This window comes from Rufibacter roseus (genome assembly GCF_001647285.1).
In the GTDB taxonomy this organism is placed as follows: Bacteria; Bacteroidota; Bacteroidia; order Cytophagales; family Hymenobacteraceae; genus Nibribacter; species Nibribacter roseus.
On the sequence record NZ_LRML01000002.1, the window covers coordinates 128100 to 145131 of the forward strand.

General features: G+C 46.2%; 18 protein-coding genes. 16 read left to right on the forward strand and 2 right to left on the reverse strand.

Annotated elements, in window-relative coordinates:
- Window positions 1-57 precede the first annotated feature (57 nt).
- Window positions 58-537: a pantetheine-phosphate adenylyltransferase gene (gene coaD / locus A8O23_RS02430; RefSeq protein ID WP_066616934.1), complete on the forward strand. Its 480-nt coding sequence runs from the start codon at window positions 58-60 to the stop codon at window positions 535-537.
- Here coaD and A8O23_RS02435 read toward each other — a convergent pair.
- Window positions 491-1174, reverse strand: a complete 684-nt coding sequence (locus tag A8O23_RS02435; RefSeq protein ID WP_066616078.1) for an NUDIX hydrolase — start codon at window positions 1172-1174, stop codon at window positions 491-493. The two genes, coaD and A8O23_RS02435, sit on opposite strands and share 47 nt — an antisense overlap.
- Window positions 1175-1288: 114 nt before the next feature.
- On the opposite strand from A8O23_RS02435, the gene pyrE reads away from it, so the two are divergent.
- A complete protein-coding gene (pyrE, locus tag A8O23_RS02440) occupies window positions 1289-1927 on the forward strand; it encodes an orotate phosphoribosyltransferase (protein ID WP_066616080.1) in 639 nt (212 codons plus the stop codon).
- Between the two features lie 163 nt (window positions 1928-2090).
- A complete protein-coding gene (locus A8O23_RS02445) occupies window positions 2091-2588 on the forward strand; it encodes a metallophosphoesterase family protein (protein ID WP_066616082.1) in 498 nt (165 codons plus the stop codon).
- 99 nt (window positions 2589-2687) lie between these two features.
- Here the strand turns inward: A8O23_RS02445 and A8O23_RS21675 are convergent, their stop codons facing one another.
- Window positions 2688-2861: a hypothetical protein gene (locus A8O23_RS21675; protein ID WP_192849029.1), complete on the reverse strand. Its 174-nt coding sequence runs from the start codon at window positions 2859-2861 to the stop codon at window positions 2688-2690.
- A gap of 75 nt (window positions 2862-2936) precedes the next feature.
- Here A8O23_RS21675 and A8O23_RS02450 point away from each other — a divergent pair, with 75 nt between their 5' ends.
- The 13 genes from A8O23_RS02450 to A8O23_RS02510 all read left to right on the forward strand — a co-directional run bounded on the left by A8O23_RS02450 (window position 2937) and on the right by A8O23_RS02510 (window position 17012).
- The gene (locus tag A8O23_RS02450) at window positions 2937-3962 is read left to right on the forward strand and encodes a threonine aldolase family protein (protein ID WP_082882867.1); all 1026 of its coding nucleotides are present in this window, start codon (window positions 2937-2939) and stop codon (window positions 3960-3962) included.
- A 71-nt stretch (window positions 3963-4033) separates the two neighbouring features.
- Window positions 4034-4399, forward strand: coding sequence for a cupin domain-containing protein (locus A8O23_RS02455; RefSeq protein ID WP_074988299.1), 366 nt, complete (start codon window positions 4034-4036; stop codon window positions 4397-4399).
- 341 nt (window positions 4400-4740) lie between these two features.
- Complete coding sequence (locus tag A8O23_RS02460; protein WP_066616084.1) at window positions 4741-6363, forward strand: CTP synthase; 1623 nt, start codon at window positions 4741-4743, stop codon at window positions 6361-6363.
- Window positions 6364-6379: 16 nt separating this feature from the next.
- Entirely contained in the window at window positions 6380-8215 is a 1836-nt protein-coding gene (yidC, locus tag A8O23_RS02465; protein ID WP_066616086.1) for a membrane protein insertase YidC, read from the forward strand.
- A 420-nt stretch (window positions 8216-8635) separates the two neighbouring features.
- On the forward strand, window positions 8636-9316 hold the full coding sequence (locus A8O23_RS02470) for a metal-dependent hydrolase (protein ID WP_066616088.1): 681 nt from the start codon (window positions 8636-8638) through the stop codon (window positions 9314-9316).
- Window positions 9317-9324: 8 nt separating this feature from the next.
- The gene (locus A8O23_RS02475; protein WP_066616090.1) at window positions 9325-10104 is read left to right on the forward strand and encodes a ParA family protein; all 780 of its coding nucleotides are present in this window, start codon (window positions 9325-9327) and stop codon (window positions 10102-10104) included.
- Between the two features lie 19 nt (window positions 10105-10123).
- On the forward strand, window positions 10124-11032 hold the full coding sequence (locus tag A8O23_RS02480; protein WP_066616092.1) for a ParB/RepB/Spo0J family partition protein: 909 nt from the start codon (window positions 10124-10126) through the stop codon (window positions 11030-11032).
- A gap of 19 nt (window positions 11033-11051) precedes the next feature.
- Window positions 11052-11678, forward strand: coding sequence for a DUF5683 domain-containing protein (locus tag A8O23_RS02485; RefSeq protein ID WP_153042052.1), 627 nt, complete (start codon window positions 11052-11054; stop codon window positions 11676-11678).
- Entirely contained in the window at window positions 11678-12394 is a 717-nt protein-coding gene (gene dapB, locus A8O23_RS02490) for a 4-hydroxy-tetrahydrodipicolinate reductase (protein WP_066616097.1), read from the forward strand. The genes A8O23_RS02485 and dapB overlap by 1 nt, the downstream gene beginning before the upstream one ends.
- 10 nt (window positions 12395-12404) lie before the next feature.
- Complete coding sequence (gene lepB, locus A8O23_RS02495; RefSeq protein ID WP_066616099.1) at window positions 12405-13505, forward strand: signal peptidase I; 1101 nt, start codon at window positions 12405-12407, stop codon at window positions 13503-13505.
- A 128-nt stretch (window positions 13506-13633) separates the two neighbouring features.
- Window positions 13634-15460 (forward strand): glycoside hydrolase family 9 protein, encoded by a 1827-nt coding sequence (locus tag A8O23_RS02500; protein ID WP_066616102.1) that lies wholly within the window; start codon window positions 13634-13636, stop codon window positions 15458-15460.
- A gap of 47 nt (window positions 15461-15507) precedes the next feature.
- Window positions 15508-16158: a polysaccharide deacetylase family protein gene (locus tag A8O23_RS21830; protein ID WP_239693314.1), complete on the forward strand. Its 651-nt coding sequence runs from the start codon at window positions 15508-15510 to the stop codon at window positions 16156-16158.
- A gap of 131 nt (window positions 16159-16289) precedes the next feature.
- A complete protein-coding gene (locus A8O23_RS02510) occupies window positions 16290-17012 on the forward strand; it encodes a class I SAM-dependent methyltransferase (RefSeq protein ID WP_066616107.1) in 723 nt (240 codons plus the stop codon).
- Window positions 17013-17032: the final 20 nt, after the last annotated feature.

A 17032-nucleotide genomic window follows, 5' to 3' on the forward strand; every position in this document is an offset into this window, starting at 1 on the left:
GAGACAAATAAATTGGCCATCTTCACGCTTCTAACCTACTACTACCTTCTACTGCACATGAAACGAGTAGCTATCTTCCCCGGCTCATTTGATCCTTTTACCAAAGGCCACCATGATGTGGTACTACGTGGAGCAGAAATGTTTGACGAGCTAATTATTGCTATTGGCAACAATAGCAGCAAGAGCCGGTATTTTGGGGTAAACGAGATGGTGGAAGTAATGGAAAAACTCTTTCAGGAGAACCCAAAGGTAAAGGTGCAGTCGTTCAAAGGCCTCACCGCTGATTTTGCCAAAGAAGTAGGAGCCCAATTCTTACTAAGAGGACTGCGCAACACCACCGATTTTGAATACGAGAACACTATTGCACAAGCTAACCGGCTGGTGAACGCAGACTTGGAAACGGTTTTCTTAATTACTTCCCCCCGACTGGCTTTTATCAGCTCTTCTATTATAAGAGAGATACACAAATTCGGGGGTAATGTACAGGATTTTATTCCGTTTCCGCTTTCCGAGCTTCCCGCAAGTACTCGCGGATAACAAACTGAATAGACGCGTAAGATTCTGGCAATACCTCCAACACTTCGTTTGGTGTCATCCAGCGCACCTCTTCTATAAACTCCTCCGCTTGGGGTTTCATAAAAGTGTCATCAAGGCACTGCATGGTGTACCAACTCGTCTTTTTCAGAATTTTGTTGCCTTTGTAGGCATATGAGTGCCAGGTATTAGGCAATTCACCGGTAATGGCTACCTTGATATTGCATTCCTCCTCTACCTCGCGAAGTGCACCCAAACTGGTTTCTTCAGACTTTTTGATTTTGCCTTTAGGCAGATCCCACATTCCCAAGCGGTATATCATCAGAATCTTACCCTCTTTCAAGACCAAGCCACCGGCTGCCTTAATGATTTTGAACTGATCTTTCAGGTGCTCCATCAGCTTGGCTTTCTTATCGGCCACCAAAGTCAGGGAGTCTAACTTTTTGAGTTTTTTTACCTCCATCAGGCGCACCAAACGGTCAATCATAGCTGAGTTGGCACTGCGTATAAGCACGTTGCCCACTAAGTCTTTAGAGGTAAACTGGTCGTCTTTATCTAACACCAAATCATATTTGTGCTTAAAGATCTTATCACTGTTCTTTTTAATAATCAGTGGGATGTCGTTGATAAAGACATTCATGGGAAGTATTCGCTAATGTACGAAGCGTGACTGGTTACAAAATAAGAAAGAAAATTCAGAAGGCACAAGGCATTTTGTAGCGGAAAACATAATTGGTTTTGCGTATTTTCGCCCATGCCACATTCAGAAACCGCCGCCCAGATTGCGGCTTATCTCTTAGAGACCAAAGCTGTCCGCTTACGTCCGGACCAGCCATTCCAATGGAGCTCCGGCTGGAACTCCCCTATTTACTGCGATAACCGGGTAACGTTGTCTTTTCCGGAAATTCGCACCTACATTAAAAACGCTCTGGCGCAAGCCGTAAAGGAGCAGTATCCACAGGTGCAGGCCATTGCAGGCGTTGCCACGGCTGGTATTGCCCAAGGCGCACTGGTAGCAGATGCGCTAAACCTTCCGTTTCTTTATGTAAGGCCTGAGCCAAAAAGCCATGGCATGGGCAATCAGATAGAGGGAAGACTGGAAGCCGGTCAAAAAATAGTGTTGGTTGAAGACCTTATCTCAACCGGCGGAAGCTCTTTGAAAGCCGCCAAAGCCGTTACTGCCGCTGGGGCTGAGGTGATAGGCATGGCTGCTATTTTTACGTATGGTTTCCCGCAGGCCACCAAAAACTTTGAACAGGCACAAATTCCTCTTTTCTGCCTATCTGACTATGATTCCCTCATAAAAATAGCCGCCCAACAAAACTACGTCTCCCCTGACGCTTTAGAGACTCTTGGCCAATGGAGACAGGCTCCTGAGCAGTGGGGAGTATAAATGAACAATGAGTAATGAACAATGATTAATGATCAATCTTTAGGGGATACAATAACTATTCTTGAGTAGAAGTGTATTAATCTGTTTTAGGGCTGGTTTTCTAAAAATTGACCAAAAAAATTCTATTGATCATTAATCATTGTTCATTACTCATTAAAAAAAAATGAAAATAGGCCTTCTCTCAGACACTCACTCCTATCTTGATGACCGCATTCTGGCGCACCTGCAGGGCTGCGATGAGATTTGGCATGCGGGGGATTTCGGAACGGCGGCGGTGTCTGAGCGGCTGGCGGAGTTGGCGCCGGTGCGTGGAGTCTATGGAAATATTGATGCGGCTGATGTTCGGCACCTTCACCCCAAGAACCTGCGGTTTACTTGTGAGGGCTTAGATGTACTCATGACACACATTGGCGGCTATCCGGGAAAATATGCTCCTGACGTTCGGGCGCTCATCAAAGAAAATCCACCAAAACTTTTTATCTGCGGCCACTCCCATATTCTGAAGGTGATGACAGATGCCAAGCACGGAAACTTACTGCACCTAAACCCAGGCGCGGCCGGTAAACATGGCTTTCATAAGATCCGGACTATGATGCGGTTTGAGATCAACGAAGGCAAAATTCAGAACCTGCAGGCCATTGAGCTAGGCAAAAGGGCATAAAAAAAGTGTAGCCTTTGGGGCTACACTTTCTATTATCTTCAGAATAAATGTAATCGCGGTTGTTTGCCGGAAGGCAGTAGGCGAACGAAAAAACGCAGATTACTGAGCAGCTTCTGCCTTAGCAGCAGGTGCGTTGTTGAACTGAGCTTTCAGCGCTTCAACGTCTACATTCTTGATAACTGGGGTTGACAACAATTGCTTAATGATGCGTTGCTTGTTGTTCTGTCTAGCTTTATTCTTGCGATCTTTTCTTTTTAATCTAGTAACTGCCATCGGTCAATATTTAAAATTGAATCGCAAAAGTATGTTATTAATTTTACAATCTCAAATTTACCTCAATAAAAACTGATGATTCCAATAGACCTCCGCAGCGATACTGTCACCAAACCTACCCCTGCCATGCTGGATGCCATGTTCAGAGCCCCCGTAGGTGATGACGTGTACGGCGAAGACCCCACGGTGAATGAATTGCAAGCGTATGGTGCCAGTATGTTCGGAATGGAGGCAGGTCTCTTCTGCCCTTCCGGAACCATGACAAACCAAATCGCCATTAAACTGCACACCCAGCCGCTCTCTGAGGTTATCTGCGAGAAAAACAGCCATATATACTTGTATGAAGCAGGAGGCATAGCATTCAACTCAAGCGCATCGGTCAAACTGCTGGATGGCATACGCGGCAAAATTACAGCAAAACAGGTAGAGGCCGCCATTAACCCGGACAATGTTCATTACCCTGTAAGCAGTTTGGTGTCTCTGGAGAATACCTGCAACAAGGGCGGCGGCGCCTATTACACCTTAAAAGAAATTGCCGCTATCTCCAAAGTATGTAAAAAGCACCGTTTGCCCTTGCACCTAGACGGCGCCCGTGTATTTAATGCCTTAGCCGCATCTGGTGAAGAAGCCAAAGATTATAGCAAGTACTTTAACACCATTTCAGTTTGTCTTTCAAAAGGGCTGGGCGCCCCGGTGGGCTCTCTGTTGCTAGGGCCAAAACGAATGATTGAGCAGGCCAAGCGGGTAAGAAAAGCTTTAGGCGGTGGGTGGCGCCAAGCGGGCTATTTGGCCGCTGCCGGATTGTACGCGCTGCACCACCACATTGATCGTCTGCAAGAAGACCATCAAAAAGCGGCTCTGATTGGTAAGGCTCTGGAAAAAGCAGCCTATGTAGCCGAAGTAATGCCCGTAGAAACCAACATTGTCATCTGTCGCCTGGCTGCACACGTGACTACAAAACAGTTTCTGGAGTACTTAGGTGAAAGAGGTATTCTGGCTTCTGACTTTGGGCCGCAGCTTATCCGGTTTGTCACGCATCTTGATTTAACCGATGAAGCCGTGGAAATACTTGTCCCAACCATTGCGGCTTATAAAGCTTAACCTATATTTTGTGGCTATTTTTAGAAAAACAGCCACAAAACAGCCAAATCTAAACCCAAAGAATCAATACCATGAGCATAGAAAAAGTTAATCTTACAGAGAAGTTAGGTAAGTTCAATGACTACTGGAACCCAAGAATAGCCGGTGAATTGAATGGGCAGCAGGTCAAACTGGCTAAATTCCAAGGCGATTTTATCTGGCACAAACATGACCATGAAGACGAGCTGTTTCTGGTCATTTCCGGCGAGATGAAAATGGAACTCCGAGATAAAACAGTGTATGTGAAACCTGGGGAGTTTATCATCATTCCCAGAGGAGTAGAGCACAGACCTGGAGCCGATCAAGAGGCGCACGTACTGCTGTTTGAGCCAGCTAGTGTAGTGAACACCGGAGAAATCAAAAATGAGCTGACTAGGGAAAACCTAGAAAAAATTTAGTTTCAGGCTGCTCCCCTTGTCTGGCTTGAATTCATAAAAACTAAGCCAGAAACAAGGGGAGCAGCCTTTTTATTAAGAAGTTAACCAATATGCACAGAAGGCTTGCGCTTGTACTGGTATTGAACAGAACAATCATTATCTAAATGACATTAAGCCTGTTTACAAATCAACTACCCTTCTACGCCTAAACACTGCCGCGTTTTTAGCTTACTTTTTCAAAATCAGCCTGAAAACGCGAATCCCCAGAACCTGCAGACTCTAAAACCCTGCTCATCTAAACATTTTCCCTGCCGTTCTAATTATTTACCCTAACTTTGCAGTCCATAAGACAAACACTACTTATGGCTTCTGCTAAATATATTTTCGTTACCGGAGGGGTTACGTCCTCCCTCGGGAAAGGCATCATCTCGGCTTCATTGGCTAAACTACTGCAAGCGAGGGGCTTTTCGGTGACTATCCAAAAGTTCGATCCTTACATCAACATTGATCCGGGCACCCTCAACCCGTATGAACACGGGGAGTGTTTCGTGACCGATGACGGCGCCGAGACCGATCTGGATCTTGGGCATTACGAGCGTTTTCTGAACACCCCCACCTCTCAGGCGAATAATGTGACTACGGGCCGCATTTACAACCATGTCATTACGCAAGAGCGCCAGGGGGCTTATTTAGGTAAAACGGTTCAGGTTGTACCCCATATTACTGACGAAATCAAACGCCGCATGCTGCTTTTAGGGCAAACAGGAGAGTTTGATGTAGTCATCACCGAAATTGGTGGCTGCGTGGGCGACATTGAATCTTTGCCTTTCATAGAAGCTGTTCGTCAGTTGCGCTGGGAACTATCTCCCACAGATTCTATGGTCATACACCTGACGCTTCTTCCCTACCTGAAAGCCGCCGGTGAGCTTAAAACCAAGCCAACCCAACATTCTGTTAGAGCCCTGTCAGAAGCCGGAGTGCAGCCTGATGTATTGGTATGCCGCTCAGAATACCCTATTCCGGCTGAAATGCGCAAGAAAATTGCGTTGTTCTGTAACGTGGCTCCTAATGCCGTTATTGAGTCTCTAGACGCCGAGACGATTTATGACGTGCCGCTTCTCATGAAAAAAGAGAAGCTGGATGAGCGCGCCATGAAAAAGCTGAAATTGACCAGCCGCCAGGATATCAATCTAGATAGCTGGAAAGAGTTTCTGGGCCGCCTGAAAAACCCTACCGAAGAAGTTAAAATAGCTTTGGTGGGTAAGTACGTGGAGCTGCCAGATGCCTATAAATCTATTATAGAGGCATTTATTCACGCAGGCGCTTTCAATGAGTGCAAAGTACACCTCAAGTTTATTCAGTCAGAACAAATCTCTTTTGAGAACGTGTCTAGCCACTTACAGCACATGGACGGCGTATTGGTGGCGCCTGGCTTTGGTGAACGCGGATTTGAAGGCAAGTTAGAAGCCATTAGGTACGTGCGGGAAAGCGGCATTCCTTTCTTCGGCATCTGTTTGGGCATGCAATGCGCCGCCGTTGAATTTGCCCGCAATGTTTTGGGTTGGACCGATGCCGCTTCCACCGAAATGAACCCAACTACCTCATACCCTGTCATAGATATGATGGAGGAGCAGAAGCAAGTTACCCAGAAAGGCGGCACCATGCGCTTGGGCTCTTATGAATGTGATTTAAAACGAGGCTCTAAAGCGTATCAAGCATACGGTAAGGGCCATATACAAGAACGCCACCGTCACCGCTACGAGTTTAACAACAAGTACCTTGAGGCATTTCAGGAAGCCGGCATGATTGCTTCGGGCATAAACCCTACCACAGGTCTAGTGGAAGTAGTTGAGCTGCAAAACCACCCATGGTTTGTGGGGGCTCAGTATCACCCAGAACTGAAAAGTACTGTATTGAGCCCGCACCCGCTGTTTGTGCGCTTTATAAAGGCCGCCATTACACACACTAAAAATAGAAACAAATAACCTCTTATAATTACCTATGGATAAGAACCAAGCAATAGGTTTAGGCCTGATTGCCGTGTTGATTATGGTCTACAGCATGTTCTTTATGGACAAGCCGCAGCCACAGCCTACTAAACCCGCTATCACCACTATTACCGACACCGGTGCTGCAGATTCTTCTAACGCCGCGGCTACCCCTATCAATGACTCTCTGGCTCTTGCCCAGCAAGTATCCAGCTTAGGTGAGTTTGGTAACCTTGCTACTGGCCAGAGCCAGACAGCAGTATTGGAGAATGATGTTCTAAAAGTTTCATTAAACAGCAAAGGCGGTAAAATCTCTGAGGCTTTGCTGAAGCATTACAAGACCTATGACCAAAAGCCGTTGGTGTTGTTTGATGAGAAAAGCAGCCAGCAGGTGTTTACCTTCCAAACCAAGTCTGGTCGCACTATTCGATTAAATGATCTGTATTTCCAACCATCGGCTGTTAAAACCACTACTGTAGAAGGCCTGCCGGCGAAATCTATCACTTTCACGGCACAGGTAGCCCCAGGTCAGCAGATTGAACAGGTGTACACTCTCCGCGAAAAGGCCTATCAGGTAGAGTATCAGCTTAATTTTCAGGGCATGGAGCCACTGGTGGCCCAGCAGCCAATTATGCTTACCTGGTCAGATGAGCTAAAGCGCCTGGAGCAGGACATAAAGCAAAACCGCGCCCACTCCACCATCAACTATTATACCGCTGACGGTGGTTTCGACTACCTTTCTGCCAGCGCCACAGACCCTGAGACAGAGAAACTGGAGGAGCCAGTTAAATGGATAGCCAATAAGCAGAACTTCTTTACGGCAGCTATTATTGCCAATAATCTATTTGCCAGTGCCGAAGTACACAGTGAATTTAATGAAGCTGATACTACCCAGGTGAAGTTACTGCGTTCTACGGTTGCCATTCCGGTGCAAGATGTTCTGACAAACAAAGGCCATTTCACCTATTACTTCGGCCCTAACGAATATGACATCCTGAAAAACGTTGCACCTGACTTTGACCGGAACCTAGAGCTAGGTTGGGGCATTTTTGCGTGGGTTAACAAACTGCTCATCCTGCCTGCGTTTGACTTCTTAGAAGACTATATCGGCAACTACGGCATCATCATCATTTTACTTGTACTGTACATTAAATTGATTCTGAGCCCGCTTACCTACAAGTCATATATCTCTATGGCCAAGATGAAGGTGCTTAAGCCAGAGATTGACGCCATCAAAGAGAAGAATGACGGTGACATGCAGAAAACGCAGACGGAAACCATGGCGCTCTACTCTAAAATGGGCGTGAACCCTATGAGCGGCTGTATACCTATGCTGTTGCAGATCCCTATTCTGTTTGCCATGTTCAACTTCTTCCCGAACTCAATTGAACTGCGCCAGGAACCATTCCTGTGGGCACATGACCTGAGTACGTACGATGTATTTGCACGCCTGCCGTTCACCATACCGTTTTATGGTAGCCACGTGAGTATGTTCACCTTGCTCATGACAGCCTCTACCATTCTGTATACATGGTCTAACAACCAGGTAAGCACCATTCAGGGGCCTATGAAATTCTACTCTTACCTGATGCCTGTGATTTTCATGTTCGTATTGAACAGCTTTCCGGCAGGTTTGAGCTTCTACTACTTTGTGTCAAACATCGTTACCTTCGGGCAGCAAGCCATTATCCGCCGTTTTGTAGATGATGACAAAATCCGGAAGAACCTGGAAGAGTATCAAGAGAAAAACAAAGGCAAAGAGCCCAAAGGTGGCTTTCAGAAACGTTTACAGGACGCCATGAAAATGGCGGCTGAAAAAGAAGCCGAGCGCAAGAAGCGCACTAAATAATCTCGTTAGCAACCTAAAACAGAAAGCCCGCTCTAGATAGAGTGGGCTTTCTGTTTTAGGCCTGGTTTTATAAAAACATGGCCAAAACAGACTACATCTTGGTAGCTTCTGCAAAAGAAAAACAGCTTCTATACTAGGGCTTAGCATGAACACGTTTTACTATTGTTTGCTTCTACCTTACAATAGGGTAAAGCCGTGCCTTCTCTTTATGTTATTCTACCATTCAGCCCACACAAACATTTAATTTTTAAATCTTTACTTTCGCAGACACTGCATACAAATCTTAAAATACCTTTGGCAGAAATGGGGATAAATACCTTTAAAGTGTTGATAAATGGCGCTAAAAAGTGTATCTAAAAAGCGTTATCTTTGTCAAAGTTTTTTATAGAACTCAAACAAGTACCTTAAAAAGCGACAACTATGGAAATCACATACTACGGTCAATCCTGCTTTCTTTTAGACCTAGGGGGCACAAAGGTTCTGTTTGATCCTTTCATCTCTCCGAATCCCCTGGCTTCAGCAATTGAGCTGGATTCCATTGAATGTGACTATATTCTGCTTTCGCACGGGCACCAGGACCACGTAGCGGATGCTGAATATTTTCTAAAGAAAACCGGCGCCACCTTGGTAGCTAATTTTGAGATTGTGAGCTGGTACCAGAACAAAGGCGTGGAAAACGGACACCCCATGAACATTGGGGGCAAGGTTCACCTGCCCTTCGGAACGGTAAAAATGGTAAACGCCATTCACTCCAATGCTTTGCCAGATGGTACCTACGGAGGCGCCGCAGCCGGTTTTGTGGTGGAAAGTGGTGAGAAAACCTTCTATTTCGCTGGTGACACCGCCCTTACCCTTGACATGAAATTAATTGGCGAGCGCTATCGTCTGGACTTCGCATTCCTGCCTATTGGCGATAATTTCACCATGGATGTGGAAGATGCCTTGGTTGCCGCCAACTACGTGAATGTGAAGAAAATAATCGGGATGCATTATGACACCTTCCCGTACATTGAGATAGACCATGTAGAGGCGTTGGAGCTTGCCCGACGTCAGCAGAAGGAGTTGATTTTGATGGAGATTGGTCAAACTGTTGAACTGTAACCTGTAGAATGGGAAAAATAATTGCCGTTGCCAACCAAAAAGGCGGCGTGGGCAAAACCACGTCGGCCATTAACCTGGCAGCCAGCTTAGCCGCTTTAGAATTTAGAACCCTTTTGGTAGATGCTGACCCACAGGCCAACGCTACCTCGGGTATAGGGTTTGACCCGAACAATATTGAAAAAAGCATTTACCAGTGCATGGTAGATGGCACTGGCGTAGATGAGATTATTCTTACCTCCCCCATTGATTACCTCGACCTTATTCCGTCACATATTGACCTTGTAGGCGCTGAGGTAGAAATGATCAACCTGCCAAACCGCGAGGAGAAAATGAAACAGGTGTTAGCGCCCCTAAAGGAGAAGTACGATTTCATCATTATTGACTGCTCTCCTTCTTTGGGATTGATTACGGTAAACTCCCTTACCGCCGCTGACTCTGTCATTATTCCGGTGCAGTGCGAGTATTTCGCTTTAGAGGGATTAGGCAAACTGCTGAACACTATCAAAATCATTCAGTCCCGCCTAAACCCTGACCTGGAGATTGAAGGCCTGCTGCTGACCATGTATGATGTGCGTCTTCGCCTTTCAAACCAGGTGGTGGAGGAAGTGAAAACACACTTTCAGCAAATGGTGTTCGACACCATCATTCCCCGTAACGTGAAGTTGAGTGAGTCGCCAAGTTTTGGGGTGCCGGCAATATTGCACGACGCCGAAAGCAAAGGAGCTATTAGCTACCTGAACCTGGCCAGAGAGATTGTAGAGAAAAACGGGGTGGCCGTTGCCCAATAATTTTAGAAAGAGAAATTAAATGTCTGATAACTCAGCCAAGAAAAAAACCGGAGGCCTCGGCCGGGGCCTCAACGCCCTTATTACGGGCGGTTATGAACCTAAAACTGATTCTTCCACCCTTCATGCCGTTAATACTATCGCCGATATAAAGCTTTCCCTAATTGAGACCAACCCGTTTCAGCCCCGTACCCACTTTGACCAAGTGGCACTTGAGGAACTGGCGGAGTCTATTCGAGTGCAGGGCATTATTCAGCCTATCACGGTTCGGCAGCTTAGTGCTGATGCGTATCAATTAATCTCAGGTGAACGTCGTTTCCAAGCTGCCAAATTAGCCGGTCTTGACACTATTCCGGCCTATATCCGGAAAGCCGATGACCAGCAGATGCTGGAAATGGCCCTGATTGAGAACATTCAGCGCGAGAACCTAAACGCCATTGAAATTGCCCTCTCCTATCAGCGCCTGCTGAGTGAGTGTAATTTGAAGCAGGAGGAATTAGGAGACCGCGTGGGTAAGAAAAGAACCACCGTTACGAACTACTTGCGCCTGCTTAAGCTTCCGCCAGACATTCAGATTGGTATCCGCGATAACCTCATCTCTATGGGTCATGCCCGCGCCGTGATCAACATAGATGATGTGGAGAAGCAGTTGGAGGTATACCGTAAAATTGTAGCCGAGGAGCTTTCTGTACGTAAGGTGGAAGAACTGGTACGGAACCTGAATGCTCAAAACAAAAAACCAGACCCACAGACCAAATTAGATTTACATCCGTTGGAGAATGAAGTGAGGCGGGTTGAATCTAAATTATCTTCTTATTTCGGAACCCGTATTCATGTAAAGGCGTCGCCTGAGGGCAAAGGGGAAATCAAAATTCCTTTTGTGTCGGTTGATGAGCTAAACAGAATATTAGAGATACTTAACTACGCGTAACATGCGGGTAAAAGAAGTAATGGCATTTCTTATTTGTGCCTTTGCCTTGGCCTTAGGGTCTGAGGTAAAGGCACAAGTCGTTACGGCTACACCTGATTCGGTGCTGATTCCGACTCCTGAGGTAGAAACGGTGGAACGGAAAAGGTTTTTAAAAGATTGGTCTCCGCCAGCCAAGGCTGCTTTTTACTCTGCTGTGCTTCCGGGACTAGGGCAAGCCTACAATAGAAGCTACTGGAAAATACCTCTGATATACGCTACCGGCGCCGTGATAGGGTATTTTATTTACGACAACAACAAAAAGTATCAGGGATTTGCCAGGGCTCTGGAACTAAGAACAGATGGCGACCCAGAAACAGTTGATGCCTACGTCAATGACCCTAATTACGGGGTGGGGCTTTACCAGGACCACGGCACCAACAACCTTCGCCGCGGACGCGATTTTTTCCGGAAGTACCGCGACCTAGATATTATTCTTGCCTTTTTGGCGTATGGGCTTAACATTATGGAGGCGCACGTTCACGCCCACCTGAAAGCGTTTGATGTGAATGATGATTTGTCGTTGGAATTAAAGCCCAACCTGATTCCAATAGCCGCCACCAACAGTTATTCCCCTGCCCTTACTCTCCAATTTAACTTAAAGCGATAATGCGAATTCTTTTGATAGGCTATGGTAAAATGGGTCAGACCATTGAACGTTTGGCCAAAGCCAAAGGGCATGACATTGTAGGCACCCTAACAGTAGACGATGCCCACACGCTGTCTTCATATACTTCTGAACAGGTAGATGTAGCTATTGAATTCACCAGCCCCGATGCGGCCGTGGAGAACATCATTACCTGCTTTAAAAACAACATACCGGTAGTATGCGGTACCACCGGTTGGCTGCAGCACTTACCCTTGGTGAAAGAAAAGTGCCAGGAACTGAAAGGCTCATTGCTTTATGCCTCCAACTTTAGCGTAGGCGTAAATCTGTTCTTCCATTTCAATGAATATGTGGCCCAGAAAATGCAGCAACACCCAAATTATAACGTTGCGGTAAAGGAAATTCACCACGTGCATAAGCTAGACCAACCCAGTGGCACTGCCCTCTCTATTGCCGATGGCATTATAAAGCACTACCCCTCCAAGAAAGGCTGGATCAACGACAAAACCGAGGAACCTTCTATTTTAGGAGTAGAATCTGAGCGCGAGGGTGAAGTTGTAGGTACTCATATTGTGAAATACACCTCAGAAAACGATACCTTTGAGTTACACCATGTAGCACATACCAGAGAAGGCTTTGCCAGCGGCGCCATTTTGGCTGCCGAATGGATGCCTGGCCGACAAGGCGTCTTTGGCATGAATGATTTGCTACAACTTTAATTGAGATTAAATGAGCATCCGATTCTGGACCAAAAAAGACGCCAAGCCAAAGCAAAAGAAAGGCTTCATGCGTGAATGGGGAGACGCCATTCTTTTTGCCGTGGTAGCAGCCACGCTCATCAGATGGGCAACTTTTGAGGCGTATACTATTCCCACTCCTTCCATGGAGAAATCATTGCTGGTGGGTGATTACCTTTTTGTGAGTAAGCTGCATTACGGGGCACGTACCCCCATTACACCACTGCAGGTTCCGCTTACGCACCAAACAATTTGGGGCACCAACATCCCTTCCTATTCTGATGCCATTCAGCTGAACTCCTACCGCCTTCCTGGTTTTTCTTCCGTGAAAAACAATGACGTGGTGGTATTCAATGTTCCGTTTGAAGACCAGCACCCCGCTGACCTGAAAACAAACTACATTAAACGCTGCATAGGCATTGCCGGAGACACCATCCGGATGATAGACATGCAGGTGTACATTGATGGGAAAGAGTTACCTGACCCAGAGAAGGTGCAGTATTCCTATACCCTCTTTGCCCAAACGCCTATAAACCCTAAGTTTTTCAAAGAGCACGACATCACTGATGTTCAGGATTATCATGGTGGTGCTTTATTTGTGATAAACACTACCCCAGAAACGGCTGAAAAACTTTCAGGCTATGATTTTCTGAAAGAAGTAAGAATAAACAAAGACAGCATAGGCGTGGCCGACCCCAAGGTTTTTCCTTTCAAGCCCTCTATGTATCCGTTTAATAAAGACAACTTTGGCCCCTTTGTCATACCAGCCGAAGGTATGACGGTACCCATTAATGCCCAGACTATTCCTTTTTACAGCATGGCTATTGAGAAATACGAAGGCCTAGAAAACGTAGTCGTGACGGATTCAACAATTACCATTGACGGCAAGCAGATCACGGAGTATACCTTCACCCAAAACTATTACTGGATGATGGGCGACAACCGCCACGACTCCCTTGACTCCCGATTTTGGGGCTTTGTTCCAGAAAACCATATTGTGGGTAAAGCAGTGTTGATCTGGATGTCAGCTGACCCTACCGAAGGTTTACTAGATAAAATCCGCTGGAGCCGTATTTTCAGAGGAATTAACTAAACAGTTGTTTTAAACAGGCCTAAAAAAGAATTTTTATTCCCCCCTAAACTGTCGGTAACGTTGTTTAGGGGGGAATTTCTTTTTAATAAAATTTAAGAAAAGTATCTTAGGGTATATAACCCGCTACTATGAAAATTGCTTTACAATCTTTTACCCTACTGTTGTGTCTTTTGTCGTTTAAACTTCAGGCACAAGCTCCTACTCCCCAGGCATGGATTAGGGTGAATCAGTTAGGCTATTTACCCCATTCCGTGAAAGCTGCTGTTTGGGCGGGTAAAAAGAACGAAAAGATAAAGCACTTCACCCTACATGACGCTACAACTAACAAAGTTGTGTACAAAGGAAAGAGACCGCAGGATTATGGAGCATATGCTGCCTTTACCCAAACTTATCGCTTAGAGTTTAGCAGCTTTCAAAAGCCGGGTACCTACTATCTTCAGGCGGGCGGCACAAAATCTCCAGTCTTCAAGATTGAAGCCGAGGTGTATGATGGAACAGCTGATTTTGTGCTTCACTACATGCGGCAGCAACGGTGCGGGTTTAATCCGTTCCTGAAAGACTCCTGCCATACCAAAGATGGATTTATGGTGTTTCACCCCAATCCTTCGCTTGACTCTACCTATGTAAATGTGAAGGGTGGCTGGCACGATGCCTCTGATTACCTGCAGTATGTCACTACCTCGGCAAATGCCACGTTTCAATTGCTCTTTGCCTATGCTCAAAATCCGCAGGCTTTTAAAGACAACTACTTAGCTAATGGTTTGGAAGGCACAAATGGTATACCCGATATTCTAGACGAGGCAAAATGGGGGCTTGATTGGCTTCTGAAAATGTACCCGGAGGCTGACCTGATGTTCAACCAAATAGCCGATGACCGTGACCATGCGGGTTACCGCCTCCCGAACCATGATAAAGTAGACTACGGCAAAGGGCCTGGTCAGGAACGACCAGTGTACGTGATTACCGGTAAACCTCAAGGTTCTTTCCAACACAAAAACCGCTCTACCGGAGCAGCCTCTACGGCAGGCAAGTTTTCCTCTGCCTTTAGTTTAGGGGCTCAGCTGCTGAAACAATACTATCCGGCTTATGCCCAAGGACTACGAACAAAGGCTCAACAGGCGTATGCCTACGGCGCGGCTAGACCTGGAGTGGCCCAAACGGCACCAGGCAAAGCCCCCTACTTTTATGAAGAAGACAACTGGGTAGATGACATGGAGCTGGCTGCCGTGCAGCTGCATCAGTTAACTGGTGAAACAACCTATTTGCAGAAAGCAGCAGAATACGGCAGGCAAGAACCCCTTACTCCTTGGTTAGGTAAAGATACAGCCCGCCATTACCAGTGGTACCCTTTTATTAATCTCGGTCATTATTATTTAGGAGCTTCTAAAGATGAATCTATTAAGCAAGAATTCATTAGCAACTTGAAAAATGGGTTAGAAGCTGTGTACAGCCGTGGGAATGGAAACGCCTTTTTGATGGGGGTTCCGTTTATTTGGTGTTCTAACAATTTGGTGGCTGGTCTGGCCACACAAGCAATACTTTACAGGCAACTCACAGGTGACACCCGCTACGCCCAAATGGAAGCTTCATTGCGGGACTGGCTGTTTGGGGTGAATCCGTGGGGAACTAGCATGATCATAGGCCTGCCCTTCAGTAACGGTGATTACCCTGATAACCCGCATTCTTCTTTAGCATTATTGCACGGTTACAAATTGAGCGGAGGCTTAGTAGACGGACCTGTGTACAACAGCATTTTCGGCAACTTAAAAGGATTAAAGCTAGACGCTGAAGACGAATTTGCCCCTTTTCAGTCTGATTTGGTCGTTTACCACGATGACCACGGTGATTATTCCACCAATGAACCTACCATGGACGGTACCGCCAGTTTAAGCTTTTTGCTTTCTGCGCTTCAGATGGAGGGTAGCTCCACTTCTTCCGCTGTAAAAAAAAAGTAGATACTTTTCAGGGAGCCATCATTAGAGGCAACACGTCACAGAAAGAAGTGGCGCTGATTTTTACTGGCCATGAGTTTGCCGATGGCTACGCCACCATTAGGAAGGTATTGCGAGAACACCAGGCAAAAGCATCCTTTTTCCTGACTGGAGACTTTTACCGAAACCCGGCTTTCAAAAAAGTAATTAAAGGGCTGAAGAAAGACGGGCATTATTTAGGCGCACATTCTGATAAACATCTGCTATACGCAGATTGGGGCAATCGGGACTCATTGCTGGTTTCTAAAGGGCAGTTTGTAGTAGACCTTTACGCCAACTATGCTGAGATGGCTCGGTTTGGCATAACCCAGCAAGATGCCCCATTTTTCTTGCCGCCTTATGAATGGTATAACTCTACCATTGCTGACTGGACAGAAGAATTGGGTTTTACTCTCATAAATTACTCGCCAGGCACCCTCTCCCACGCCGACTACACTTATCCTAGCCTTGGTAAACAATACCGCAGTAGCAATGAAATTTTAGAATCAATTTTAAATAGAGAAAAGAAAGATGCCAAGGGGCTCAACGGTTATCTGCTCCTCTTGCACCTGGGTACCGACCCCGCCCGCACTGACAAATTGTATCACCACTTATACACGCTAATGCGGGAGTTAGAATCTAGAGGGTATCGTTTTGTCTCTATTGCCGAAGCCTTGGATTAGATTATCTTGTTTTAGGGCCAGTTTTCATAAAATAAGCCAAAAACAGTGTCTAACATTTACTTTTCTAATGAAAATTGATACTTTACAGGCAGCATTCGCTACTCTAATTTCTTACCTTAAATGTTACGGCCATGGCAATTCCTTTGTATGAAAAATCATCGATCAAAGAAATTGAGGAACGCTTTGATCAGGATGTAGAGAGATTTGCAAACCTGGAGACTGGACAGCTTTCTACCATTGACGCCCCACTTTGTTTAGAGCTGATCACAGAGGCCGCCCTCTATTCCACTCCACAGGCTCACCGTTTGCTGGACGTGGGCTGCGGCGCGGGAAACTTTACTTTGAAGATGCTCTCTAAAATACCAGATTTAGATTGCACGCTGCTCGATTTAAGCCAGCCAATGTTGGACAAAGCCAAAGAAAGGGTGCTGCCTAAAACCGCAGGAAAAGTAGGGACGCTGCGGGGAGATATCAGAGAGATCATATTTCCGGAGCACCAATATGACATTATTCTGGCTGGCGCTGTGCTACATCACCTTAGAGACGAAGAAGACTGGGAGTTTGTGTTTCAGAAGCTTTACAACGCCCTGCGCGAAGGCGGATCGCTTTGGATTTCTGATTTAGTGGTGCATGATTCGCCGGAGATAAACAAGATGTTCTGGCAACGATATGCAGACTATTTAACCAGTGTAGGCGGACCAGAGTACACTGATCTTGTGCTGGCTTATATTGAGAAAGAAGACTCGCCGCGGTCGGTGAGCTTTCAGCTGGAACTACTGCAGAAAGTTGGTTTCCGGCAAACGGAGCTATTACATAAAAATGGCTGTTTTGCCGCTTTCGGGGCTGTGAAATAATTCAGCTGTTTTGGGGCTGT